This window comes from Acinetobacter gyllenbergii (genome assembly GCF_001682515.1).
Lineage (GTDB): Bacteria > Pseudomonadota > Gammaproteobacteria > Pseudomonadales > Moraxellaceae > Acinetobacter > Acinetobacter gyllenbergii.
The window spans coordinates 24,706-49,130 of sequence record NZ_KV575267.1; the positions used below are offsets into that span (position 1 = coordinate 24,706).

Sequence of the window (24,425 nt, forward strand, 5' to 3'; positions counted from 1 at the left end):
TTTAAACAATTAATCGCACCAAAATGCACCAACAACTTATCGCTCTTGAACGCTTTTGATTGGTTTTTGAATGAACAGTTCACTGTAAAGCACGGTAAATATAGGGCTTGCAGATGGGGTAAGTATTTATTTTATAAGCCGCAACATCTAAGCCCAATAAAAATTTACTTACAATTGGACTGATGCTTCATTTTTTTTATGCACCTAAAACTTGATTTGACATATTATACTCGACCGGTGCTGTGATTTTACTCAGTTTTTTCTTCGATACTGAATGACTAATTGACTGTAGCAACGTCATTTTTTATCCCTAAGTATAATTGACAAAATTTTAGTAACCACTAATCTTATAGCAAATTTTGACACCGTCTGATTCGCACATGACAAGATTAGTATTTCGAGTCAGATAATCATTCACCAGGACAGGAGATCTATTGAATGTCTGCAGCAACTGGCAAAAAAGCCGTATTACAGCTTGATGGCAAAGAAATTGAATTACCAATTTACAGCGGCACATTAGGCCCAGATGTAATTGACGTTAAAGATGTATTGGCATCAGGTCACTTTACTTTCGACCCTGGTTTTATGGCGACAGCGGCTTGCGAATCTAAGATCACATTCATTGATGGTGACAAAGGTGTGTTATTACACCGCGGCTATCCAATTGATCAATTAGCGACTCAAGCAGACTACTTAGAAACTTGCTACTTATTACTCAATGGCGAGCTTCCAAATGCTGAACAGAAAGCAGAATTTGATGCGAAAGTACGTAACCATACGATGGTTCACGACCAAGTAAGCCGCTTCTTCAATGGTTTCCGTCGTGATGCTCACCCTATGGCAATCATGGTTGGTGTTGTTGGTGCATTATCTGCGTTCTATCACAATGGCTTAGACATCGAAGATGTTAACCACCGTGAAATTACTGCAATTCGTTTAATCGCGAAAATCCCTACACTTGCAGCGTGGAGCTACAAGTACACTGTAGGTCAACCATTCATTTACCCACGTAATGACCTTGGTTATGCAGAAAACTTCTTACACATGATGTTTGCTACGCCTGCTGACCGTGATTACAAAGTAAATCCTGTTCTTGCTCGTGCAATGGATCGTATCTTCACGCTTCATGCTGACCACGAACAAAATGCATCTACGTCTACAGTTCGTCTTGCAGGTTCGACTGGTGCGAATCCATATGCATGTATCTCTGCGGGTATCTCTGCACTTTGGGGACCTGCGCACGGCGGTGCAAACGAAGCTGTACTTAAAATGTTAGATGAAATTGGTAGCGTAGAAAACGTTGCTGAATTCATGGAAAAAGTAAAACGCAAAGAAGTTAAACTCATGGGCTTCGGTCACCGTGTTTATAAAAACTTCGACCCACGTGCGAAAGTCATGAAAGAGACTTGTGACGAAGTTCTTGCTGCATTAGGCATCAACGATCCACAATTGCAACTTGCAATGGAACTTGAGCGTATTGCGCTGAACGACCCGTACTTCGTTGAACGTAAACTTTACCCGAACGTAGACTTCTACTCAGGTATCATCTTAAAAGCGATTGGTATCCCTACAGGTATGTTTACGGTGATCTTCGCGCTTGCACGTACTGTTGGTTGGATCAGCCACTGGTTAGAAATGCACAGCGGTCCTTACAAGATCGGTCGTCCACGTCAGCTTTATACAGGCTCGACTCAACGCGACATCAAACGTTAATTTCGATTAGCGTTAATAAAAAAGGATGCTTCTGCATCCTTTTTTTTGTTTTATCGGTTATGCTCTTGAAATAAAACTTAAACAACATTTATTTTACAGAACTAATTTACCGAGCCGATGATCAAAAAAACTACTATTTTGATGCAAGTTACGTTGCCCGTCTTTCAAATAAAAATGGCGTCTTTTACCTTGTTTTTATTGATGATCATACTAACTTGGGCGATTTTCATTTACTTTATTTATGATTTAAGCCTGTATTATTTTTATCAATTTATTCCTTTTTTCGCCCAGCTTTTCAATATCGCCTTGATGTTCGGTTTATTGCTTATCATTGTTTACCTATATAACCAGCTTTATCAGAGGTACTTTAGACGCGCCATCACCTTTAAGTTATACCAGCAAGGCATGGCACTAGAGAGTGCAAAGCAATCTACTTTTTTCACTTGGCAAGATTTGATTCAGATCCAACTTCAGCAGCAGCAAGCTCAAATCCATAGTTTTAATCTCCTGAGTAAAAGCAAGCCCTATCGACAGTATTTTTATTTTAATTCATGGATGTGGCCTGCCACATTAACCCAGCAACATTGTGAGTTTTTACCATTTTGGAAAAAACTGGAAGCGCTGGCAAAACAGCAACAGTTGCAACGAGTCAGCAATACCAGTACCCATAAAAAAACCCATATTGACATCATTAGCATAATTGCAAATCAACAGGCACTAGACGCTTTTCAACGGAAACAGAGATGGACTGCTTTCGCATTCATTCTTGGTATTTTAGTGAGTTTCAGCCTTTTTATTGCCTATCTACTCTGGGATAAATTTAACGATGGTAGTGTCAAACTCCCTCATCAACAAACCCAGTCAATCTCTGGCACAAATTTCGAAACATTTCAGAATCAAGTCTATATTTTTAAACAAGGCCAAGGTAGTTTTTTACTCCCTCAAGTCAAGGCCGATCAATTTACTGCTTTAGCCTTGGATAACCCTCCTGATCGTGCACCTGAGCTGTATAGCAATGTTGGTAAAACAGCCCAACAAGTTTACTGGCAAGAGCATATCTTGTCTGGACTAAATCCAGCTCAAACCCGTTATTTAGGCAATGACTTTACCAAAGATCATCAACAGGTTTACTTTCAGGATAAACACTTAGTCAACGCGAATGCAGATCACTTTGCAGCAGTACTGCATCCAGTTTTCAACACATTAAGTTATTTTTATGCTAAAGATGCTCAACAGGTTTATTACAAAACCCACGCCTTAACTGGTTTAAATCCACAACAGAGCCAAGCATTTCCGAATAGCAGCCAATATATTCACGATCAGCAGCTGGTTTATTATCAAGATACAAAGCTGAACCAGTTAAATGCACAACAAACGCAAATTTTCAGTGGCAGTAATCGTTTTAGTCGAGATCTGAATTTAGCAACCGATGGCCATGCTTATTATCTCAATCAACAACCACTCCCTCATATTGCTGAACATAAATTCTGGGGAACTACACCTGTTGACGTGACTCAGTTACAACTGCTTGGCAGTCAAAGCAATGAACCCTACCCCGGAAATTTCAGCTATCTTTTTGCAGATCAGCAACAGATTTATGTCTATGACGAGTTTTATCAACAACTCAAAGTGCTGTACCGTTTTCAGCAGCCTGTGCGATTAATAGTTTTAGCTGATCGACGTCTAAGTGATGGGCAACATAGTTACATGATTATTGAAAAACTCTACCGCACCAGAGGACGCTCTTCTGGCAGCACCACCCATGGCTTTAAAATCAGCCTGATTCGTGAACAAGATCAACAGATCATGGCACAATATTTTGCTCGCAACCCTAACGCTCTAAAACTATCCAACCTACTTCATGACAGGGAGATCAACTAATCTCAGAATTAACAAGATAATAGGGATGTCGATCAACATCCTTGGTTATCATTCAGATTTCTGCAGGATTGCTGGCTTAAATCTCATCTTCTTCTAGCTCTAATGCACGCAATAGTGTATTGCTGATGCCATCGGCACGCAACCACGCCAATTCATAACTAGCCTTTGCCAAAGCCAATACGCGACGCTCAAACTCATCCCAGATCGGTTTAACCTGAGCATCGCTAATTCCCAGCCCACTCTCATGTGCCAAGTGTTTGTTTTTTTCACAAATCTTCAAAGCATGGTACAGCTTGCGCCCTTTACTGGCACTGTCTAAGACACGGGTTCGTTTATTCTGAATAAAACCCTCGATATGCTGTAAATTCGCATGAGGTAACAAAGGCACCAAAATTTGGTCCAGTTGCGCATCTAAGCGCTTCCACACCATCAAACGCTGCTCTGGCGTATAGGTATTCCACTGAATCACTTCATGATTAAAACGGCGACAGCCACGGCAGACCAGATCACCAAATACCGTTGAACAACGCCCTGCACACGGGGTCAATGAAGGGATTCGACGATCATTACTCAAAACCAACTCCTCTAAAACCATATTTATTTTATGGTTTTCTCGCTTATTTTCAGATTTCGCGCTAAAATGTGCGCCTTATTTTTCTATCTTAATACATTTGGAGTTATCCATGAACGCTACTGTAGAACAGCTTGCACCTGTAGAACAGCAAGCGACCAATAATTGGGTTGTTGCGGCACTATATCAATTTAAAGAAGTTTCAGATGCAGCGGATCTGCAACAACGTCTTTTGGACTTAGTGAAAAGCATCAATTTATGTGGAACTCTGATTGTAGCATCTGAAGGCATTAATGGTACGGTTGCAGGCGATCGTGCCGCGATTGATGCCGTTCATCAATTCCTTTTGAACGAAGGTTTTAACGCAATGGAATATAAAGAGTCTGAAAGCTCTGAAAAACCATTCCGAAAAATGAAAATCAAACTTAAAAATGAAATTGTAACTTTAGGTGTAGAAGTCAAGCCACGCGATTTAGTTGGCCACTATCTTGATCCTAAGGAATGGAACGAGCTAATTAGTCGTGATGATGTGATCTTAATTGACACACGTAATGACTATGAATATAAAGCAGGCACATTCAAAGGTGCAATTGATCCGAAAACTGAAAGCTTCCGTGAATTCCCAGAATACGTAAAACAAAATCTTGAACAGCACAAAGACAAAAAAATTGCGATGTTCTGTACGGGTGGTATCCGTTGCGAAAAATCGACCTCTCTCCTGCTTCAAGAAGGTTTCAATGAGGTTTATCACCTCAAAGGCGGTATTTTAAAATACCTAGAAGAAACCCCTGCTGAAGAAAGCATGTGGGAAGGTGAATGCTTCGTATTTGATGGTCGTACTGCGGTGACTCATGGGGTTGAAGAAGGCGAAAACATCAAGTGTCATGCGTGTGGTTGGCCACTGACCAAAGTTGAAGCTGAACTGCCAAGCTATGAACATGGCGTATCTTGTGTGTACTGTATTGATAAAACCACGGACAAGCAAAAAGCAGGCTTCCGTATGCGTCAGTCACAAATTGCTGCAGCAAAGCGCAAACGCCTGTAAGCTAAAAAGTAGATTAAAAGCCATAGTTTAACTATGGCTTTTTTATTGCGCGATAAAATCAAGTAACGATTCCACCCTTGAGCATTCACATAACAATCACTATGCTGAAAATAACAATCAAATGAATCAGATAAGGGCGTTATGGGACTTGAAGAATGGGTTCTATCCATCATGGAGAAACTGGGATATTTAGGTATCGCATTTTTAATGTTTCTCGATAATGTTTTTCCACCGATTCCCTCAGAAATCATTATGCCATCGGCTGGCTATACCGCTTCAAAAGGTGAACTCACTCTGATCGGCGTCATTATTGCAGGAAGTGCTGGTTCAATTTTAGCTGCGATGCTGCTGTATTGGGTCGGGCGCAAAGTCCCCCAGCAACAGTTGTTTCATTTTATCGAACGCTACGGCAAATATTTACGCATTCAAGTGAAAGATCTAGAAAAAGCACTGACATGGTTTAACAAACATGGACATCGCATTGTGTTCTTCGGGCGAATGATTCCAGCAGTTCGCTCCTTGATTAGTATCCCTGCAGGGATGAGCCGAATGCCTTTTGGTAAATTTATGCTTTACAGTAGCGCTGGAACCGTGATTTGGACCAGTTTTCTCGCCTATCTCGGTTATCATTTTAGTGAAAATCAAGCGCTGATGATCGTGATTCTACAGCGTGTCAGCTATCTGATCCTTGCCATTGTGATGCTGTACCTGCTGTGGTGGGCAATTAAAAAGTTTTACCTGTCTAAATCAAATCGCAACTCATAGCACCAACAAAACTTAGCCAGAGATGAAACCGTATTAAATCGAACTTATAGCCAGTGTATCAAACCCCAACTGGCTTTTATGCATTTCATCTCTTAACCAGTCTCTGAGCAATCGTTTACGAATATCATCCTCAAAAGGTTGCGCGGATAATAAATAATAGGCCGAACTATCCGCATAGGCTGTGGTGAGTGGCTCCAACATTTGATATTTCATTTCTCGCTCAACCATATAGGCAGAAACCACGGTTGCGCCTAAACCCGCCAAACAAGCCTCGATACAAAGATAAAAATGCTCAAGTGAAGATCGTTTTAAATCAGCAAACCGTTCTGGGTTTCGGCGCTTAAACTGTTGCCATAGCTGAGGTCTGGATTTAGAAATAAATACTTGCGTTGTTGCCGCTTGATCATACTTCGCCGCTACAGCAAGCATCTGTTCATCCGCAATTTTTTCGCTATACAGGGCTGCCCCCCAATCAAAATCATCTCGCCTTAAGGCCACATCAATATGTTGTGAATTAAAATCCACCGCCCCGCCGCCCGTTAACAAGCTCACTTCAAACTCTGGATAGAGCTGCTTAAATTGCGCTAAACGTGGGATCAGCCATTTCATCGCCAGCGTCGGTTCACAGGACAGAATCAGGTTCTTTTGTGCTTTGCTGTGTTGTTGTAATTGTAATAAGCATTGTTCAATCTGCTGAAAGACCTGCTGACAACAATCAAACAGGACTTCACCCTCTGGCGTTAAACTTAATTTTCGGGCTTCGCGCACAAACAATACCAGACTTAAACCATCCTCCAAGTTTTTAAGCTGTTTGCTGACTGCACTTTGTGTCACAAATAGCTTTTCTGCAGCTACAGTGACACTTTCATAACGCGCCACATAATAAAAAAACTTAAGTGAATTCAAAGACAATCGTTCAATCATTCCAAAAACTCATACATAACAGGAATTAACTTCAATTTTAAATATAGCAAGAATATGAAAAATATAAAAAATCTTTAATGAGTCAATTTAGGAATAAATGAGTGAATGAAATCATTGCTGTAGGTTTAGTGACCCTGCTCGCAGTTATTAGCCCCGGTGCAGACTTCGCCCTTGTGACACGAAATAGTTATCTCTATGGCCGCCATTTGGGCATCTGTACCGCCTACGGCATTGCAATGGGTGTCTGGGTACATATCAGTTATAGTTTGATTGGACTCAGCTTTTTACAGCAACACCTTCCCCACTTAATCCAACTGATTCAATATATCGGTGCAGCTTATTTGATTTATATTGGCTACCAAACCTTTACCCAAGCCCCGATCCTGTTTGATGAAAATAGCCATCAGATCACACGTTGGCAGGCCATTAGACATGGATTTCTTACCAACAGCCTCAACCCCAAAACCACACTGTTTGTGATGAGTATTTATTCACAGGTCATGACCAGCAATAACAATCTACACACCCTAATCGGCTATGGTGTATTTATTTCTGGCAGCCATCTGGCTTGGTTTAGCCTCGTTGCCTTATTCTGCTCCACCCCTTTTATTCGCAATAAAATCCTTGCGCGACAAGTCAGTATCAATCGGGTCATTGGCGGGATCTTGAGTGCTTTAGGACTCAGTCTATTTTTTGCTCATTTTTAAATCTTAGTCTTGAGATGAGCTCAATAGAACAGCACAAGCAGCCATAAAAAAACGCCTTCTAGAGGCGTTTTAGTATTTTATGATCATTCATCAACCACGATGACCGCAGTATCAGATATGCCCTTACGCAGGCGTATGGTACATAAGATAAATTTCATTTAGATTATCAGGAATTTCTTCAGCCAATTCATCCATTAACTGACCATTACGGCGGAAAGATTCCATCTGTGGATCTTCTTCATCAATACCGCTAAACACCATGATTGGTAGGGTTAAATCAACCAACTGCTCTTCAAACTCAGGCGCAAACCATGCATCTTCATTGAGGAACATGGCATCAACGAAACCAACACTCCAATCACCTAAGCTTGAATCTACATCTGCTTCTTCAATTTCAAATGGAAATTCGATTCCATTTTCATTGGCCAAGTCTTGACGAATTGATTCCAACCAAGCTTTAACTTGTTCAATGATTTCACTTGGAACTTTCTTTTGATTGCTCTCAAAAAGTTCATCTAACCAACGATCGAATTGTGGACCAACTGCAATCGCACATAAAAAGCCATGAGTCGCTGCAAAATCTAGACCATATTCGTTTTGATCGCCGTCAAGATAGTTACTCAATAAGTCTAAATCTAACGTGCTCATTCTTTCATCCAACTTTAAAAATACATCGGCAACAGCATAACATTTTCGGACATAAAGTCTTAGCTATTTCGCTCAGTCTTCGTCGTCAAGGTCATCGTCGTCGAAATCATAATCAAAATCTTTGAGTTCTCGCTCTAAACGACGTTGGGCCAAGAGATCATCGATCAAACGGCGCTTTTCTAATGATTCTTTGGCGCTGATTTTTCCAGATGATTCGTCAAAACCAGCATCATCTTCACCATAGTTATCATCATCTAATTCAAAATCTGTAGAAGACACTAAGTACCTCTAATGAAAAAATATAAATGGGCCTAGCCGCTATTTATCGGTCTTGGCCCACCTTGTCAAGTTTTATTTGTTTTTTTTACTATAAAATGATGATTTGTACTTTTTTTCGTCAGTTTTTTTGTGTATTTATAATCTGAGGATTGTTGCCCTTAAAAAACATCTTTAATCAGGACTGACTGCTTGAAAAATGATAACTTAACCCCATATTCAAGGAACGAACATGAAATCAAAGCTATTTTTTATTTAAAGCAAACGGATCAAATCCAAAACATTCGTCGTGAATTGTGCTATCATGCACGGTTTTTCACCGCCCCAGATTCAACAAAAGAGTAAGCAAAGATGAGCGATATGAATTCCCCTACTTCGCAAGTAGCGGCTCTGATTAGCCGAGGCAAAGAGCAAGGTTATTTAACTTACGCTGAGGTTAACGATCATCTACCAGACTCAATTACGGAAAGTGAGCAGATTGAAGACATCATTCAGATGCTTCAAGACGTTGGTATTCCAGTGCATGAACGTGCGCCAGAAACTGACGACACCATGTTTGGTGAATCAACTGAAGCTGCCGATGAGGTTGCTGAAGAAGAAGCTGCTGCCGTATTAGCATCGGTTGAAAGTGAGCCTGGTCGTACCACAGACCCTGTCCGTATGTATATGCGTGAAATGGGTACGGTTGAACTTCTTACACGTGAAGGCGAAATTAGCATTGCAAAACGTATCGAAGAAGGTATTCGTGACGTTTTACACTCGATTGCTTACTGGCCAAATGCTGTTGAAGTTGTTTTACAAGAATATAATGACTTTTTAACTGGCGAGCGTCGTCTTGCCGATATTCTCTCTGGTTATTTAGATCCAGAAACTGACGAAGATATTCCTGAAGTTCTTGAAGAAGAAACTGAACTTGAAGAAGAAGAGACAGATTCTTCTTCAAAAACCAAAGACGTTAAACTTGATGATGATGACGAAGAAGAAGAGTCTGAAGGTGATGATGATTCTGAAGGTGATTCAGGTCCAGATCCTGAAGTTGCCAAAGTTCGTTTCTCTGAACTAGAAGCAGCGTGGAATGAAACCAAAACTGTTGTGGCAAAACATGGCCGCAATAGTGATGAAGCAAAAGCCGCGCTTGAAGCGCTTGCGGCTGTGTTCATGATGTTCAAATTCACGCCACGTTTATTTGATATTATTTCAGAAATGATTCGTGGTACGCATGAACAAATCCGTTCGAACGAACGTGAAATTATGCGTTATGCAGTTCGTCGTGGCCGTATGGACCGTAACCAGTTCCGTATGACCTTCCCTGAGCAAGAGTCAAATCCAGCTTGGTTAGATGAACAAATCGCGAAAGCACCTGCTGAAACCAAAGCACATTTGGAAAAAGTACGTCCTGACGTATTGGCATTCCAGCAAAAGATTGCCGATATCGAAAAAGACCTTGATCTGAACGTGAAAGATATCAAAGATATCTCGAAACGTATGGCGGTTGGTGAAGCGAAAGCACGTCGTGCCAAGAAAGAAATGGTTGAAGCGAACTTACGTTTGGTTATTTCGATTGCGAAAAAATATACCAACCGTGGCTTACAGTTCCTCGACTTGATTCAAGAAGGTAACATCGGTTTGATGAAAGCCGTGGACAAGTTTGAATATCGTCGTGGTTATAAATTCTCGACCTATGCAACGTGGTGGATTCGTCAGGCGATTACGCGTTCGATTGCGGATCAGGCACGTACCATTCGTATTCCAGTACACATGATTGAGACCATCAACAAGATCAACCGTGTATCTCGTCAACTTCTTCAAGAAATGGGCCGTGAACCGACTCCTGAAGAATTGGGTGAGCGTCTGGAAATGGACGAAGTTAAAGTTCGTAAAGTACTTAAAATCGCAAAAGAACCGATTTCGATGGAAACACCGATCGGTGATGATGAAGATTCGCATCTTGGTGACTTTATTGAGGACTCAAACATCACTTCACCAGTAGATGCTGCGACCTCAGAAGGCTTAAAAGAAGCGACCCGTGAAGTACTTGAAAACTTGACTGAACGTGAAGCGAAAGTATTGAAAATGCGTTTTGGTATTGATATGCCAACCGACCATACTTTAGAAGAAGTAGGTAAACAGTTTGACGTAACCCGTGAACGTATTCGTCAGATTGAAGCGAAAGCGTTACGTAAGCTTCGTCACCCTTCTCGTTCAGAACACTTACGTTCATTCTTGGAAAACGACTAATCTTTGGGAAATCTTGTGCTAGACCAATACATGGTATTGGTTTAGCGCAGGACTTGAAGTTCAACACTTCATCCCCATTTATGTATTAGATCAAAAGCGCCTGCACTGATGCAGGCGTTTCAAATTAAGAGGTTGCTCATGTTAGACCGCACTCCTTCTCGTGAATTGCAAGAACATCTTTGGGTTTTCCCGATGGACTATCCAATCAAATTAATTGGTAATGCAGGGGATGAACTTCGAGTGGCTGTTGTTGATATTTTGCAGAAGCACTTCCCTGAATTTGATGGTGACACCGTAAAAGTTCAGCCGTCACGCACAGGCAAATACCACTCTTTAACTGCACAATTGCGCTTTGAAGAGTTGGAACAAGTTCATGCCTTATACGCTGACCTTGCAGCCTGTCCTTTAATTAAGACAGCGCTTTAATAAAGAAGTCCAAAATACGAAAGTGTTTTGGATTTTTTTTCGCAAAAAATAACACGCGACTTTTTAATAAACCCCTATTGATCTGATCCAAATCATTACATAATTCAACAACTCATCAATTCAAAGCTGACAAGGAAATCCTGTTGTAATGAGCGCTGCAAAACCAACTTTAATCATTCGTTGTTTCAATGATCTACAAGATTACACGACTCGTTTTGAAGCAATGAAAGACTTCACAAGCAATCGTGATGAAAGCACACCTGATGAGGTTTGGCTGTTACAGCATCAAGATGTCCTAACCCAAGGACAAGCAGGCAAGCCTGAACATATTCTACTGCACAGTAATCTGCCGATTGTACATACTGATCGCGGTGGCCAAGTCACTTGGCATGGCAAAGGTCAATTGGTTGCCTATTTTCTGTTAGACCTCAATCGCTTGAAATGGCATGTCCGTACTTTGGTCAGTTTTGCAGAACAGGCCATGATTGATCTACTCAAACAATACAACATCCATGCCTATGCCAAAGCTGATGCCCCAGGCGTTTATGTCGATGACCGCAAAATCGGGTCCTTAGGCTTTAAAATTCGTCGTGGCCGTAGTTATCATGGTCTTGCCCTGAATATTGATTGTGACCTCACTGGTTTTCAAACCATTAATCCCTGCGGTTATGCAGGCTTAGAGATGGTACGCTTACAAGACTTACTGACAGATTATCCAAGCTTTGAGCAGCTCTGTGCCGATTTTGTCCACTATCTGCAAAATACCGATTTCTTTAATGACCTTGTAGTCAAATCTGAATAATTTACTTTTCAATTCCAATAAAATAAATTAGAGTAAATACTCTAAATTAGCTTTTGCATAATTTTAACAAGGGATACGCAAGTGATTTCAACCAAAGCAGTGAAGCCCACGTTGCAATTTGCCTACGTCAAACTCATGATGGATGTTGTGGGTCGTGGCCTCGTGATGGCAAGCCAAGTGGATGATGAAGTACAACAGGAAGTGTCGAAGTTTCCGGTTGGTTTTATCCTTTCAATGAATGTTTTCCCCAATGGACCTGCATTTGTTGCTCGAGTAACCGAAGAAAAACAATTAGAGCTATTGTCTAATTACAAAGGCAAGCCTGATTTAACCATTACTTTCAAACATTTAACCCATGCCTTTTTGGTATTTTCTTTCCAAGAAAGTACCGCACAAGCCTTTGCCAATGACCGTATGATTGCCGATGGTGATGTTTCAAGCGCCATCCGTCTGGTGCGTTGCTTGAACAAAATGGAAGCTCTGATCTTACCTAAGCTAATCGCTTCACTTGCAGTCAAACGCTACCCTGCTGAATTAACATTAAAAGAAAAATTCACGGGTGCAAAAAATATTTATCTTAAAGTCGCAAAATCATATCTCAAACGGAGCGCATAACATGGCTAAGCCTTATTACGAGTTTTTCTGTCCTGTAAAAGTCATTGCTGGTAACGCTGCCTTAGAGCATATTCCATTTGAACTTGCGACGCTTGGCGCAAAACGTCCGATGATCATTACCGATAAAGGTGTACGTGCCAATGGTTTACTCAGCCCAATCGAAGCAGCATTCAGCACCACCGATGCAGTGATTGGTGCGATCTTTGATGATGTTCCACCCGATTCAAGCTTGGAAGTGGTTCGCTTAGCCGCAGAACTGTACCGCAAGCAAAAATGCGATGCGATCATTGCAATTGGTGGTGGTTCAGTCATCGATACCTCAAAAGCGACCAATATCTTGGTGTCTGAAGGTGGTGACGATTTATTACAATATTCAGGTGCGCACAATCTGCCAAAACCACTCAAACCTTTCTTCGTGATTCCAACCACCTCTGGTACAGGTTCAGAAGTGACCATGGTAGCTGTGGTTTCGGATACGCAACGCAATGTCAAACTGGCTTTTGCCTCTTATTACTTGATGCCGCATGCTGCAATTCTTGATCCACGCATGACACAGACACTCCCACCTCATTTGACTGCCATGACAGGCATGGATGCACTGACACACTGTGTTGAAGCCTATACCTGCTTAGCTGCGAACCCACTCAGTGATGCCTATGCCAGCGCAGGGATTAAAAAGATCAGCGAAAACTTGTTCAAAGTTTTAGACAATCCAAGCGATGCACAAGGTCGTTTAGAGCTTGCACAAGCATCTACTATGGCAGGGATTGCTTTCTCGAATTCAATGGTGGGCTTAGTTCACTCATTGGGTCATGCACTTGGTGCAGTTGCACATCTGCCCCACGGCTTATGCATGAACTTATTCCTACCATACGTGCTGGAATATAACAAAGAAATCAATGGTGACAAGATTGGTGAATTACTGCTGCCGCTTGCGGGTGCAGATATTTATGCTCAAACGCCTTCTAACTTACGTGCAGACAAAGCGATTGCCACAATTTTAGCGATGCGTGATCGTTTATTCAGCCTGACCAAATTGCCACGTACGTTACGTGAAACAGCTAAAGTCACTGAAGCACAATTGGATGAAGTGGCTGACAAGGCGCTGAATGATGGTTCGATCATTTACAACCCGAAAGAAGCAAACTTGCAAGACATTCGTGCAATCTTACAAAAAGCATGGTAATACATTGAGTTAAATCAAGTATTCCTGCTTAACAGCCCCGATATTGATGTGATATCGGGGCTTTGTATTTTTAAGTGAATCTTTATTCATCTATTTATTTACCCAATTGGCAAAAAAATTGCTAAAAAAAGCATAAAAGTACTGACAATTTATAGTGTTTTAGGATAGATTGGCGCACTTTCGTTTTTTGTACGGGGGATCGTTTTTGTCTCAAACGATCCTTAACACTATGGCTGATCTTTGATCAACGATTATGAGGATAACGCCGTTGACAAATTTATCTGGGACTCAACCAACAGCGAAGCTTCAAAAGAATCTTGTGCTTTGGCACATCATCATTATTGGCTTAGCTTATATTCAACCATTAACTTTATTTGATACGTTTGGTTTAGTATCTGAAAGAAGTGGTGGTCATGTACCGACTTCCTACATATTTGCCTTAGTTGCAATTCTTTTAACGTCGATCAGTTATGGTCACATGATTCGTCGTTATCCGTCTTCTGGTTCTGCATATACCTATGCCCAAAAGTCGATTCACCCTAATGTTGGTTTTATGGTGGGTTGGTCTTCGTGGTTAGATTATTTGCTCTCTCCTCTAGTGAATATCATTCTTGCTGATATTTATTTGAGAGCACTCTTCCCAGAAGTAAATAACTGGATTTGGGTGATTGGTTTAACCGTCCTGATGACGGTGATCAACCTGTTTGGGGCACGTTTTGTCGCGCGTTTTAACAGTACCATTGTGGTCATCCAGCTCGGTGTTATTTTCTACTTTGTGTATCAGGTCTATATCCTGCTCACACAAGGGGTTTATGCCGATGGAACCCTGAATCCGGATAAAGCTGAGTTATGGTCGCTTGCGCCATTCTGGAATGAAATGACCTCTGTCGGGGCATTAATTGCAGGTGCAACGGTGCTATGCTTCTCATTTACGGGCTTTGATGCGCTTTCTTCACTTGCCGAAGAAACCAAAGATGCTGAAAAGACTTTGCCACGTGCAATTTTCACCACAGCATTGCTTGCAGGTATCATCTTCATTGTCAGCACCTACTTTATTCAGCTTTACTTCCCAAGTAATCCGAATACCTACTTCAACCCACTGGATGAATCTCAACCAGTCATGGTTGCAGCCATTGGTAGCCTTGCATTTAAAACCATGGTGCTATACTTTGCAGTCGTAGCAGTGATGGCATCAGGTATTTCGGCACACGCAGGTGTATCGCGTTTAATGTATGTGATGGGTCGTGATGGCGTGATCAATAAGAAATTATTCGGTCATATTAGCCCACGTTTACATACGCCAACTTACAACATCTTGATTGTGGGTGTCGTGGCGTTGTCTGCTGGTTTCCTTGATCTTGAGCATATCGTGAACTTAATTAGCTTTGGTGCATTAACTGCATTTAGCTTTGTTAACTTCTCGGTGATTTCTCGCTATGCATTAAGAGATGGTAAGAACAAGACGCCTAAAGACATTATCAGCTATATCATTATCCCAACACTCGGTTTTGCCAGCGTGTTTATGATGTGGTTGGAAATTGACAAATTGGCTTTACAGATTGGTTTGGCTTGGGCCGTCATCGGTGTCGGTTATCTTGCTTACAAGACCAAAGGCTTCAAATACAATGCGCCACAGCATAATGAATTTGATGACAGACATTAATCTGGTGAAATCATAAAAAAGGCGCTGAATGCGCCTTTTTTATGCGCTTAAATTTAAACAATTCTCGATTTTGATCTTCTTAAGCCTTCGACATTTGATCTAATCTGAGTAATTAAGTCGCCACCGTCACGAATGGCAATCAGGTTTAATACTTTATCTGTCTTGTCGGTACTGATCAGCACAATATTACTTAAGCCAAAAATGCGTAGAAAAAAAGGCTGCTCATGTCGATAGTCTCTGACTCGATAGAGTTCCAATTGATTGGTGGTTTTATTCAACACCCCTTTGGACATAATTAAACGCTCAGAGGTTAACTCGTATTTTGTATATTTAGTCTGTAACCAACGCCATAAGATCAATAGCAAAGGAATGACCAAAAAGAATAAAACACCACACACAACAAAGTAAGCAAGATTACTGATTTGAGAAGGAGTCCCCTGCCATTCTACATTTTCCATAACAACCCCGATAAGTCATTTAAAGTTTTTATGAGATCGCTTTCACAATTATTTTTATTGATCATTGCCTTATTAGAAATAATCGCTTTAAAAATTAGTTATTAAAAAATAATGTATGAAAGCACTCTGTTTAGTACATATTAATAAGAAAGAACTTTTAATACTTCCACAGCAAATATAATCAAAAAAATCAAAGTGATCAAAAGATTCAGATATAAAGCATATTCAATAAAAAACATTTAAAACCAATTTAACAACCCGATTAGGCCTTTTGTTTATTTCTCTTTCAAAGCTGCATTATGATTAAAAAAAATCCAACAATATTTGAAAATTAAAAATCAAATTGATTTTTAAACGCCACAAAAACAGAGGGAATTAAAATAATGAAAAATATCGTTAAAGGAAGTGGCGTTGCGCTGCTTTCTGTAGCACTCAGTGCTTGTTGGTTTGACTCTGGTAACGGCGGAGGTTCAAGCTCATCTGGACCTGCCCCAACGCCTACGCCAACTCCAACTCCAACGCCGACACCAACACCAACACCGACACCAACTCCGACGCCGACACCCACTCCAACACCTACGCCGACGCCGACTCCAACGCCGACACCTACACCTACGCCAACACCAACACCAACGCCAACTCCGACTCCGACTCCGACTCCGACACCAACCGTATCTCAAACATTTGCAGGAACTTGGGAGTCTCCCTTTTGCTATCCTGCACCCAATAATTTCCGTCTAATTATGGAAAATCATATCGTATCGAATAATTCGTTTGATACGCTGATTGAAGGAGAGCGTTATCAAGAAGCCAGTTGTTCAGGGGAAATTTTTGGAGATTTTGAACATGATGGTGGTCCTCGTGGTTTGTTGTACTACAATATAGGCAATGCCCAACGCACGAATCAGACCACATATCATCTGGCACGAGTAAAACTTTATGGTGCCAATGATAGTAATTCCAATGCAGCCGTATTAGCCTTTAAAGATGCCAATACCCTTTGTATTTTTGAAAGCTCAGAAACCAATGGCACGAACATTGATCGCACAGTACAAGCCATGGACCCAAATCAGTGCTGGAGAAAATCACCGCTTAAACGCTTCCAAAGTTTGAGGGCAAGTCCATTTATTACGACCAGCACTTATGAATTTAAAGATCTGGAACCCACCCTTGCACGACTCAAAAATCAACTAGATGCTCAAGCCAATGCAGGCTTTAGACTGGTAGATGTTCGTATTGATACCAATGTAACTTCCGACACCGCATCTTCTTTGCTTACTACCGAAGAAATGCGTATGCGTAATCTTTATATTAAAAACAACGCAAACAATGCAGCTAAGTGGCAATACCAACTCACCACGGCCACTACGACAGGCACATCAACCGAAAGACACAATCTGTTCAAAGCCGAATTAACGACTCAAGCGAGCCAAGGTTTCCATTACCGTACACAATATCAACTTGATCAGGATAAAGGCACCTTTAATATTTATGAAAAACGCGTTGGTGATACTGCAGTCTATACGGTAGATGAAAGTCTTATCCGCCCCAATCTCGTGACTCCAACAACTTGGACAAATTATGCCAATGAACTTGGCAAAGCAGGCTGTCGCTTGGAATATGCTTATCGCATCAACCTCCAACAGTACTCTTTCCTCTGTACCAACAGTAATCTTCATAATGGGACTTATGATTATCGTTGGATTCCAATCAGTAGCAGCACTAAAGCCACTGAGATCAAAACGATTTTGGATCAACAAAAAGCCGCTGGTTATATTTATCGTTTTAATTTCCAAGATGGTAATGATGATTATGGCTTAGTATTAGAAAGAGATAGCAGCAATACCAATACCACCAATTTGGTATACAAAATATTTGATGGCAGTGTCTTAGATGATCGTGAGCCAGGTGCCAGCGTTTATCTATATACACAACGCCTGATTGGACAGTCTTCTCTTGGCTGGAATTTATGGGCTACACCAATTACTGGTAGACGCTTCGCAAGTGGTGATCAAACACTTACGATTTATGCCAATCGTGCTAGAGACTAAGCCCATCGTGACACAACATTAAAAGCAATAACAAAAGACCGCCTAAATTTGGCGGTCTTTTGTTATTAGTTTAAAAACTTAACCATGCAATTTTTCAACAATTGCTTTCACGCGTTGTGCATAAAGCTTCGCTGTTTCTAAATCCCCTGTTGGAATCTCATCGGTACTTGCATCAGATGGAGACTGAACCAACAATCCAACCGAACCACCTAAGTTATTTACATCTTCACGCTTCGCTGCTTTGGTATTGGCAGGCAACAAACCTAAGCTCACCCAAATACCACCATGCTGCGAAGCCAAAGTTTGTAACTGAATCAAGGTCACTTGCTTATCACCATTCAGGCTCGCGCTATTGGTAAAACCCGCAAAGACTTTATCTTGCCAACCACGAGTAAACCAGATTTTTGAAGAAGCATCGGCAAATTTCTTAAATTGCCAAGGGGCTGCCGCCATATAAGTTGGTGTGCCAAACACAATCCCTTGTGCATCATTTAAAGTCTGCCAGTCTTGCTCTGTGATCTCACCATTCTGATCAATTTCAATTAAAGCTGCGTCAATCGCACCCGCAAAAGTTTCAGCAACCACTTTGGTATGGCCATAGCCCGAGAAATATACAACCGCAATTTGTGTCATGAGAGTATCCAAAATTTTTCAAAAGTTCGATTTAATGATATATTTTAGAAACTAGGTGTCAATTAGTTACCAGATGGTAACTACTGCCATTCAATTGAAAAAAGAGGGTTGTCGCTATGAATCAGGCATTAAAATACGATATTTATCAACAACATTGTCCTGCTCGGTTATTTTTTGAAAAAATTGCAGACAAATGGGTGCTGATGATCATTAATGTGCTTGCGCGAGAAACCCAACATTTCAATTTACTCAAAAAGAGCATTCAAGGCATCTCACCTAAAGTATTGTCACAGAAACTAAAAATGCTAGAACGTGATGGCTTTATTGAAAGGCAAGTACAAGATACTGCACCAATTCGGGTGGATTATTCACTCACGCCACTCGGTCTGGAAGTTGCAGAAATGGCGTACCAACTCAAAGATTGGGCTGAAAGTAATATTGAACAAGTGATCTACGCTCAACAACGTTTTGATACGATACAGGAACAACAATTCGAATAATTCCGTGAGGTGTCTATGTACCCACAGCCTTTAATTGCAGTGGCCGATGTCGAGAAAACCAGTCAGTGGTATCAAACGGTACTGGGCTTAGAAAGTGGACATGGCGGCAGAGAATATGAACAATTGCTGTTTGAACAGCGCATGGTGCTGCAATTGCATCAATGGCAAGCCCATGACCACTCACATATCGGAGACCCGAAACGGGTCGTTGGTAATGGCGTTTTGCTTTGGTTTGAAAGCACTCAATTTGATGAGATTGTAGCGAGTTTACAAACCCATCAAGTCGAAATTTTGGAAGGGCCGAAATATAATCCGAACGCGCATCATCGCGAAATCTGGTTTAAAGACCCGAATGGTTATACCTTGGTGGTTGCAAGCCCCTATGGTGATCTCTAAGCTGCGAAAATTAGAGTTGTTTAAAACCCTGTTGTCGCCACGCTTCATAGACAATCACAGCGGTTGCATTCGAGAGGTTTAAGCTTCTTGAATTTTCAGCCATCGGCAAACGAATCCATTGCTCTTGCGGGAACATGAGACGCACTTGCTCTGGCAGACCACGGGTTTCAGGCCCCATCAACAAGGCAACGGGACGATTCAGATCAACCGTATGCGGTGTCGCTGTCCCTTTGGTGGTAAGCGGGAAAACATGCTCAACCCCTTTCGCCTTTAAATCGGCAAGGCAAAGTTCGATATTGTCCCAGATTTGCATTCTCGCCCATTCGTGGTAATCCAAACCTGCACGCTTCAACTTTTTATCATCCAGCTCAAAACCTAAAGGTTTGACTAGATGTAGTTGCGCACCGGTATTGGCGCATAGACGAATGATATTACCTGTATTCGCTGGAATTTCAGGTTCGTATAGGACGACATGAATCACAAATTTTCTCTACTAAATTTTTCTAGATAAATCTTAAATATTTTACCAAGAATTAACCAATTTTACTTTGGCAATCCCCCAAGGAACCGCCTCAAATCCATTCGGATTATCATTTAAAAATGCTTCAATTTGATCGCTTTTTGAGGGCTCTTCAAACAACCCAAATTCATTTAAAGTTAAATCAAATTTTTCAACTAAATTTTTAGAAAGATCATGGCAGTGAAAACTATGAAAATCACCACTTACTTCCAAGCCAATATAGTCATATCCCAAAAGCTTTTCATCTGGGATGCAATCTTCTCTAATGCCTTTTTTTAAACACTGATAGATACCAATTTCGCCAACATGTTCAGAACTTGAAGCAAAAATCTCTAAAATATCACTCCTATAATCACCATCTACATAAAGAGATAGCAAATAAATATCAGCATGATTTTTAAAAAATCTTTCTTTATATTGGGTTGCGGTCTGAATATCCTGAAAGACATTAGCCCAACCTAGCAAATTCTTCTGATGTAAGTCATTTACCCAATTTTCAAGTAAATGGAATTGTTCATTCGTTAAACTAAGTTTGGATTTTATTTCCTGAATTTCGTCTTGCGTTTTTAATACCCAAGAATATGACCAACGATCAACAAGATGATCATTTATACAAGAACTACATGTAAAAATTCTAGATGGCACGTCCTTAAATAGATTAGCTGATTTCAATTGAATGAGATGATAACCAGCTAAATAGAACGCCATGATCTTATCCTACATAGACCATTTTAACTGTTCACGTAGACTGACCACTTCACCAATAATGGTTAAAGTTGGCGCTACGATCTGATGTTCAGATACTTTGGTTGCGATGTCTGCCAATGTACCCACCACCACTTTCTGATCAGGGGTGGTACCTTTAGAAATTAAGGCCACAGGCATCGTTGGACGCTGACCATGTGCAATCAATTGCTCACAAATGCGTTCCAGACCAACCAAGCCCATATATAACACCAAAGTCTGGTTCTCATAAACCAGTTCATTCCAAGGTAGCTCAGGTGAGCCTTCTTTTAAATGACCTGTCAGGAAACGTACACTTTGCGCATAATCACGATGCGTCAGTGGAATACCTGCATAGGCAGAACAACCTGAAGCTGCGGTAATACCCGGAACAACTTGGAAAGTCACATTGGCTTCCACCAATTCTTGAATTTCCTCTCCACCACGGCCAAAGATAAAGGGATCGCCACCTTTTAAACGGCAAACACGTTTACCTTGCTGTGCATATTCCACCAATAAGGCATTGATGCCATCTTGTGGAACCGAATGATTAGAACGGGCTTTACCCACATAAATCTTTTCAGCATCACGGCGACACAATTCCAAGATGGGTGCAGACACCAAGCGGTCATAAATCACCACATCGGCTTGTTGCATTAGACGCAAAGCTTTTAAAGTCAGTAGTTCTGGATCGCCCGGCCCTGCTCCAACCAAATATACCTCACCTTTCGGTGCGGTCCATTCTGTTAAAGCCTGCTCAATCAGATCATTGGCTACATCAATATTGTCATTGAAAACCTGTTCTTTCAGCGGACTAGCATACAGGTTTTCCCAGAAGATACGGCGCTCATCTGGATTGGCAATTTTGGCTTTCACTTGCTTACGCCACTGACCTGAAAACTCAGCCAATTTACCCATACCATGTGGCACAAGAGTTTCGATCTGAGTGCGCAACTGTCTGGATAACACGGGTGATGCGCCATTGGAAGCTACTGAAATCACCAGCGGTGAGCGATCAATAATCGCAGGCACCATAAAGCGGCAATGCGGAATATCATCGACACTGTTGACCAACAGATTACGCTGTTCACACTGTTCAAATACGCTTTTATTGACTTCAGGCCGATCTGTGGCAGCAATCACTAAGCGATAAGCTGTTGCCAGAACCGTTTCAGAAAAAGGCGCTTGAATATATTGCCCTGCCGATTGTTCAATCAGTTGGTCTAATTCGGGAAGGATATCTGGTGCAATCACATCCACAATTGCACCAGCTTTGACGAGCAGGTTTGCTTTACGGTAGGCAATATGCCCCCCCCCCACAATCAGACAACGTTGCTGCTGCAACTTTAAAGAGATTGGGAAAATTTCCACGTGACGCCTCTATATTTTCAATCTGATTGAGCTCAAGCAAAAACTATGCACAAAATCGATGCACAGTTTAGTCGATGTAGCTAACACCGCCCATATATGGACGTAAAACTTCTGGAATCTCGATTGAACCATCAGCGCGTTGATAGTTTTCCATCACCGCAAGCAAGGTACGACCAACTGCCAAACCTGAACCATTCAAGGTATGCACCAATTCGATCTTCTTCTGATCAACACGGTAGCGTGCTTTCATACGACGTGCTTGGAAATCGCCCACATTTGAGCAGCTTGAGATTTCACGATAAGTATCTTGGCTTGGCACCCAAACTTCTAGGTCATAGGTTTTAACCGCACCGAAGCCCATGTCACCACCACAGAGCAAAATCTTACGGTACGGTAAGCCCAATGCCTGCAAAATGCCCTCTGCGTGTGCAGTCAACTCTTCAAGTGCCTGCATAGAGTGCTCTGGTTTTACGATTTGCACCATTTCGACCTTATCGAATTGGTGTTGGCGAATCAAACCACGGGTATCACGGCCATAAGAACCTGCTTCGCTACGGAAACATGGCGTATGTGCAGAATATTTCAGTGGCAAACGATCCGCATCAATAATTTCGTCACGAACGAAGTTGGTCACTGGCACTTCAGCAGTTGGAATCAAGTAATACTCTTTTTCACCCTGAAGTTTGAATAAGTCTTCTTCAAACTTAGGCAATTGACCTGTACCACGTAAGCTGTCTGCATTGACCAAATACGGCACATAAGCTTCGGTATAGCCATTTTTAAGCGTGTGCGTATCCAACATGAACTGGGCTAAAGCACGTTGTAAACGCGCCAAAGGTCCTTTCAAGACACTGAAACGTGAACCTGTTAATTTGGTCGCCGTTTCAAACTCCAGACCACCCATCATTTCACCAAGATCGGTATGATCTTTGATCTCGAAATCAAACTGACGTGGTGTACCCCACTTTAAGATTTCAAGGTTATCGCTTTCATCTTTACCAAAGGGAACAGATTCATCTGGCAAGTTTGGAATCGCCAATGATTTTTGTTCAAGCTCAGCTTGCAACTCAGCCAAAGCCACTTCCGCAGCTTTGATCTCATCACCAATGGCCGCCATACGCGCCATGATTTCAGAAGCATCTCCACCCGATTTTTTGATTTGACCGACTTGTTTCGCTCCCGCATTACGCTCAGCTTGCAAGTTTTCAGCTTTGGATTGCAAATCTTTACGGCGAGCTTCTAAATCAGCCCACTCTTGCACATTTAGCTGAATACCACGTTTTGCCAAAGCAGCATTGACTGCTTCGATATTATTTCTAAGTAATTTTGGGTCGATCATAATCAATCATGAATAGAGAAAAAAACTGGCTATAGTGTAAGGCTTTAACCTAAAAAAATACAGCGATTGGCAACAAAGTCTCAGCATCTACATCTAAGATGTAGATGCTGGAGAAGAACTAGTTCGGATCTTTTGGCAAACTTGGTAAATATTCAGCCTTCACAAACTGTTTGGCTGCATAGTACGGCAAGGTCAACTCACTCATGCCTTCCGCATAAGATGCCAATTCATACAGCGGATAAACAAATACGATGCCATTTACCCCATAGTAATAGTTATCACTGACCTGTAATTGTTCTTTTTTAATGCTGTGGTCTTCGAGCCAGTTTTGATTGGATGCATATAGTTCATCGCGCAGTTTGGTATTCATATCAGGTTTGAGCAATTCACTGACCGTGATATGTTTTTTATTACTCAAGTCAAAATTCACAAACTCTTGATGTGACATGCCATGTGCCGCCCCCGCAGAATAAGAATAAGTCTGGATTGCAAAAGTGGCTAGATTATAGTTTTGCCCCACAAAGCGGACATAGGTACTGCTTTCGCTTTGCGATGCTTCGTCCGCAGGGACTTTTACTTTCTGGTCTGCAATATTGGAAAACGCATTCGGCTCGGCCTTTTTCATCCGATTTACGAAATATTCATCAATCCATTTCTGATTGGTTTCTACCGTTTGTAAATCATAGCTGGTACAGCCATCCTCCAAACAGACTTTCTGCTTTGGAATTTTAACCGTCACCACTTTTGCATGAATCAACGGAATATCGACTTTTTCAGTGGTCGCAGTGCTGTCTTTTTTAGGTTGGCAACCTGCTAATGCAACAACCGTCAGAATGGGGAGCAGTGGAATAATTTTTGATAATTGTGAAGGTTTCATCGTCATGCAAGTCTCTGATGTTTTTCTTCACTATACAAAGCCTTGCCCCAAGATGAAATTAAAAAATGTATCCAAACTTCATATCAAAAAAGCCGCA

The 24,425-nt window shown here is 41.4% G+C and carries 25 protein-coding genes; 14 read left to right on the plus strand and 11 right to left on the minus strand.

Translation table 11 applies throughout. From position 1 onward, the window contains the following. The first annotated feature begins 438 nt into the window (after positions 1 to 438). The gene (gene gltA / locus NG55_RS15310) at positions 439 to 1,713 is read left to right on the plus strand and encodes a citrate synthase (protein ID WP_004652200.1); all 1,275 of its coding nucleotides are present in this window, start codon (positions 439 to 441) and stop codon (positions 1,711 to 1,713) included. Positions 1,714 to 1,830: 117 nt separating this feature from the next. Continuing rightward, positions 1,831 to 3,594 (plus strand): DKNYY domain-containing protein, encoded by a 1,764-nt coding sequence (locus NG55_RS15315; RefSeq protein ID WP_065343721.1) that lies wholly within the window; start codon positions 1,831 to 1,833, stop codon positions 3,592 to 3,594. A gap of 76 nt (positions 3,595 to 3,670) precedes the next feature. On the opposite strand, the gene NG55_RS15320 is transcribed toward NG55_RS15315, so the two are convergent. Then, positions 3,671 to 4,168, minus strand: a complete 498-nt coding sequence (locus NG55_RS15320) for a DUF1289 domain-containing protein (RefSeq protein ID WP_016541339.1) — start codon at positions 4,166 to 4,168, stop codon at positions 3,671 to 3,673. Between the two features lie 109 nt (positions 4,169 to 4,277). On the opposite strand from NG55_RS15320, the gene trhO reads away from it, so the two are divergent. Both trhO and NG55_RS15330 read left to right on the plus strand, forming a co-directional pair. Next, complete coding sequence (gene trhO, locus NG55_RS15325; RefSeq protein ID WP_023271583.1) at positions 4,278 to 5,210, plus strand: oxygen-dependent tRNA uridine(34) hydroxylase TrhO; 933 nt, start codon at positions 4,278 to 4,280, stop codon at positions 5,208 to 5,210. 141 nt (positions 5,211 to 5,351) lie between these two features. Continuing rightward, on the plus strand, positions 5,352 to 5,975 hold the full coding sequence (locus NG55_RS15330; RefSeq protein ID WP_023271582.1) for a DedA family protein: 624 nt from the start codon (positions 5,352 to 5,354) through the stop codon (positions 5,973 to 5,975). A 33-nt stretch (positions 5,976 to 6,008) separates the two neighbouring features. On the opposite strand, the gene NG55_RS15335 is transcribed toward NG55_RS15330, so the two are convergent. Beyond that, a complete protein-coding gene (locus NG55_RS15335; RefSeq protein WP_065343722.1) occupies positions 6,009 to 6,899 on the minus strand; it encodes a LysR family transcriptional regulator in 891 nt (296 codons plus the stop codon). A gap of 101 nt (positions 6,900 to 7,000) precedes the next feature. Here NG55_RS15335 and NG55_RS15340 point away from each other — a divergent pair, with 101 nt between their 5' ends. Continuing rightward, positions 7,001 to 7,606: a LysE family translocator gene (locus tag NG55_RS15340; RefSeq protein WP_023271580.1), complete on the plus strand. Its 606-nt coding sequence runs from the start codon at positions 7,001 to 7,003 to the stop codon at positions 7,604 to 7,606. Between the two features lie 123 nt (positions 7,607 to 7,729). Here the strand turns inward: NG55_RS15340 and NG55_RS15345 are convergent, their stop codons facing one another. Next, complete coding sequence (locus NG55_RS15345; RefSeq protein WP_016541344.1) at positions 7,730 to 8,254, minus strand: YecA/YgfB family protein; 525 nt, start codon at positions 8,252 to 8,254, stop codon at positions 7,730 to 7,732. A 72-nt stretch (positions 8,255 to 8,326) separates the two neighbouring features. Next, positions 8,327 to 8,533 carry a PA3496 family putative envelope integrity protein gene (locus NG55_RS15350; RefSeq protein WP_004652209.1) on the minus strand — a complete coding sequence of 69 codons (207 nt, stop codon included), beginning with the start codon at positions 8,531 to 8,533 and terminating at the stop codon, positions 8,327 to 8,329. A gap of 348 nt (positions 8,534 to 8,881) precedes the next feature. Here NG55_RS15350 and rpoD point away from each other — a divergent pair, with 348 nt between their 5' ends. The 6 genes from rpoD to NG55_RS15380 all read left to right on the plus strand — a co-directional run bounded on the left by rpoD (position 8,882) and on the right by NG55_RS15380 (position 15,460). Next, positions 8,882 to 10,768, plus strand: coding sequence for an RNA polymerase sigma factor RpoD (gene rpoD / locus NG55_RS15355; protein ID WP_065343723.1), 1,887 nt, complete (start codon positions 8,882 to 8,884; stop codon positions 10,766 to 10,768). A 138-nt stretch (positions 10,769 to 10,906) separates the two neighbouring features. Next, positions 10,907 to 11,194: a YbeD family protein gene (locus NG55_RS15360; protein ID WP_004652212.1), complete on the plus strand. Its 288-nt coding sequence runs from the start codon at positions 10,907 to 10,909 to the stop codon at positions 11,192 to 11,194. A 148-nt stretch (positions 11,195 to 11,342) separates the two neighbouring features. Next, complete coding sequence (lipB, locus tag NG55_RS15365; protein ID WP_065343724.1) at positions 11,343 to 11,996, plus strand: lipoyl(octanoyl) transferase LipB; 654 nt, start codon at positions 11,343 to 11,345, stop codon at positions 11,994 to 11,996. An 81-nt stretch (positions 11,997 to 12,077) separates the two neighbouring features. After that, positions 12,078 to 12,611: a hypothetical protein gene (locus NG55_RS15370; protein WP_004652214.1), complete on the plus strand. Its 534-nt coding sequence runs from the start codon at positions 12,078 to 12,080 to the stop codon at positions 12,609 to 12,611. Between the two features lies 1 nt (position 12,612). Further along, on the plus strand, positions 12,613 to 13,797 hold the full coding sequence (locus NG55_RS15375; RefSeq protein ID WP_065343725.1) for an iron-containing alcohol dehydrogenase: 1,185 nt from the start codon (positions 12,613 to 12,615) through the stop codon (positions 13,795 to 13,797). A 268-nt stretch (positions 13,798 to 14,065) separates the two neighbouring features. Beyond that, complete coding sequence (locus tag NG55_RS15380; protein ID WP_016541349.1) at positions 14,066 to 15,460, plus strand: APC family permease; 1,395 nt, start codon at positions 14,066 to 14,068, stop codon at positions 15,458 to 15,460. A gap of 53 nt (positions 15,461 to 15,513) precedes the next feature. On the opposite strand, the gene NG55_RS15385 is transcribed toward NG55_RS15380, so the two are convergent. Beyond that, positions 15,514 to 15,918: a PH domain-containing protein gene (locus NG55_RS15385; protein ID WP_016541350.1), complete on the minus strand. Its 405-nt coding sequence runs from the start codon at positions 15,916 to 15,918 to the stop codon at positions 15,514 to 15,516. A gap of 383 nt (positions 15,919 to 16,301) precedes the next feature. On the opposite strand from NG55_RS15385, the gene NG55_RS15395 reads away from it, so the two are divergent. Beyond that, on the plus strand, positions 16,302 to 17,969 hold the full coding sequence (locus NG55_RS15395; RefSeq protein WP_141669906.1) for a PT dipeptide repeat lipoprotein: 1,668 nt from the start codon (positions 16,302 to 16,304) through the stop codon (positions 17,967 to 17,969). A 78-nt stretch (positions 17,970 to 18,047) separates the two neighbouring features. On the opposite strand, the gene NG55_RS15400 is transcribed toward NG55_RS15395, so the two are convergent. After that, a complete protein-coding gene (locus NG55_RS15400) occupies positions 18,048 to 18,602 on the minus strand; it encodes a flavodoxin family protein (protein WP_023271577.1) in 555 nt (184 codons plus the stop codon). 116 nt (positions 18,603 to 18,718) lie between these two features. Here NG55_RS15400 and NG55_RS15405 point away from each other — a divergent pair, with 116 nt between their 5' ends. After that, positions 18,719 to 19,102, plus strand: a complete 384-nt coding sequence (locus NG55_RS15405; protein WP_016541353.1) for a winged helix-turn-helix transcriptional regulator — start codon at positions 18,719 to 18,721, stop codon at positions 19,100 to 19,102. A gap of 15 nt (positions 19,103 to 19,117) precedes the next feature. Beyond that, positions 19,118 to 19,498, plus strand: coding sequence for a VOC family protein (locus NG55_RS15410; protein WP_065343726.1), 381 nt, complete (start codon positions 19,118 to 19,120; stop codon positions 19,496 to 19,498). A 10-nt stretch (positions 19,499 to 19,508) separates the two neighbouring features. Here NG55_RS15410 and NG55_RS15415 read toward each other — a convergent pair whose 3' ends face one another. The 5 genes from NG55_RS15415 to NG55_RS15435 all read right to left on the minus strand — a co-directional run bounded on the left by NG55_RS15415 (position 19,509) and on the right by NG55_RS15435 (position 24,334). After that, positions 19,509 to 19,979, minus strand: coding sequence for a tRNA (cytidine(34)-2'-O)-methyltransferase (locus tag NG55_RS15415; RefSeq protein WP_004803126.1), 471 nt, complete (start codon positions 19,977 to 19,979; stop codon positions 19,509 to 19,511). 42 nt (positions 19,980 to 20,021) lie between these two features. Further along, a complete protein-coding gene (locus NG55_RS15420) occupies positions 20,022 to 20,726 on the minus strand; it encodes a hypothetical protein (RefSeq protein ID WP_065343727.1) in 705 nt (234 codons plus the stop codon). A gap of 9 nt (positions 20,727 to 20,735) precedes the next feature. After that, positions 20,736 to 22,112: a siroheme synthase CysG gene (gene cysG, locus NG55_RS15425; protein WP_065343728.1), complete on the minus strand. Its 1,377-nt coding sequence runs from the start codon at positions 22,110 to 22,112 to the stop codon at positions 20,736 to 20,738. 67 nt (positions 22,113 to 22,179) lie between these two features. Beyond that, positions 22,180 to 23,451, minus strand: coding sequence for a serine--tRNA ligase (gene serS, locus NG55_RS15430; RefSeq protein ID WP_005205904.1), 1,272 nt, complete (start codon positions 23,449 to 23,451; stop codon positions 22,180 to 22,182). A 118-nt stretch (positions 23,452 to 23,569) separates the two neighbouring features. Continuing rightward, positions 23,570 to 24,334, minus strand: coding sequence for an RsiV family protein (locus tag NG55_RS15435; protein ID WP_065343729.1), 765 nt, complete (start codon positions 24,332 to 24,334; stop codon positions 23,570 to 23,572). Between the last annotated feature and the right edge of the window lie 91 nt (positions 24,335 to 24,425).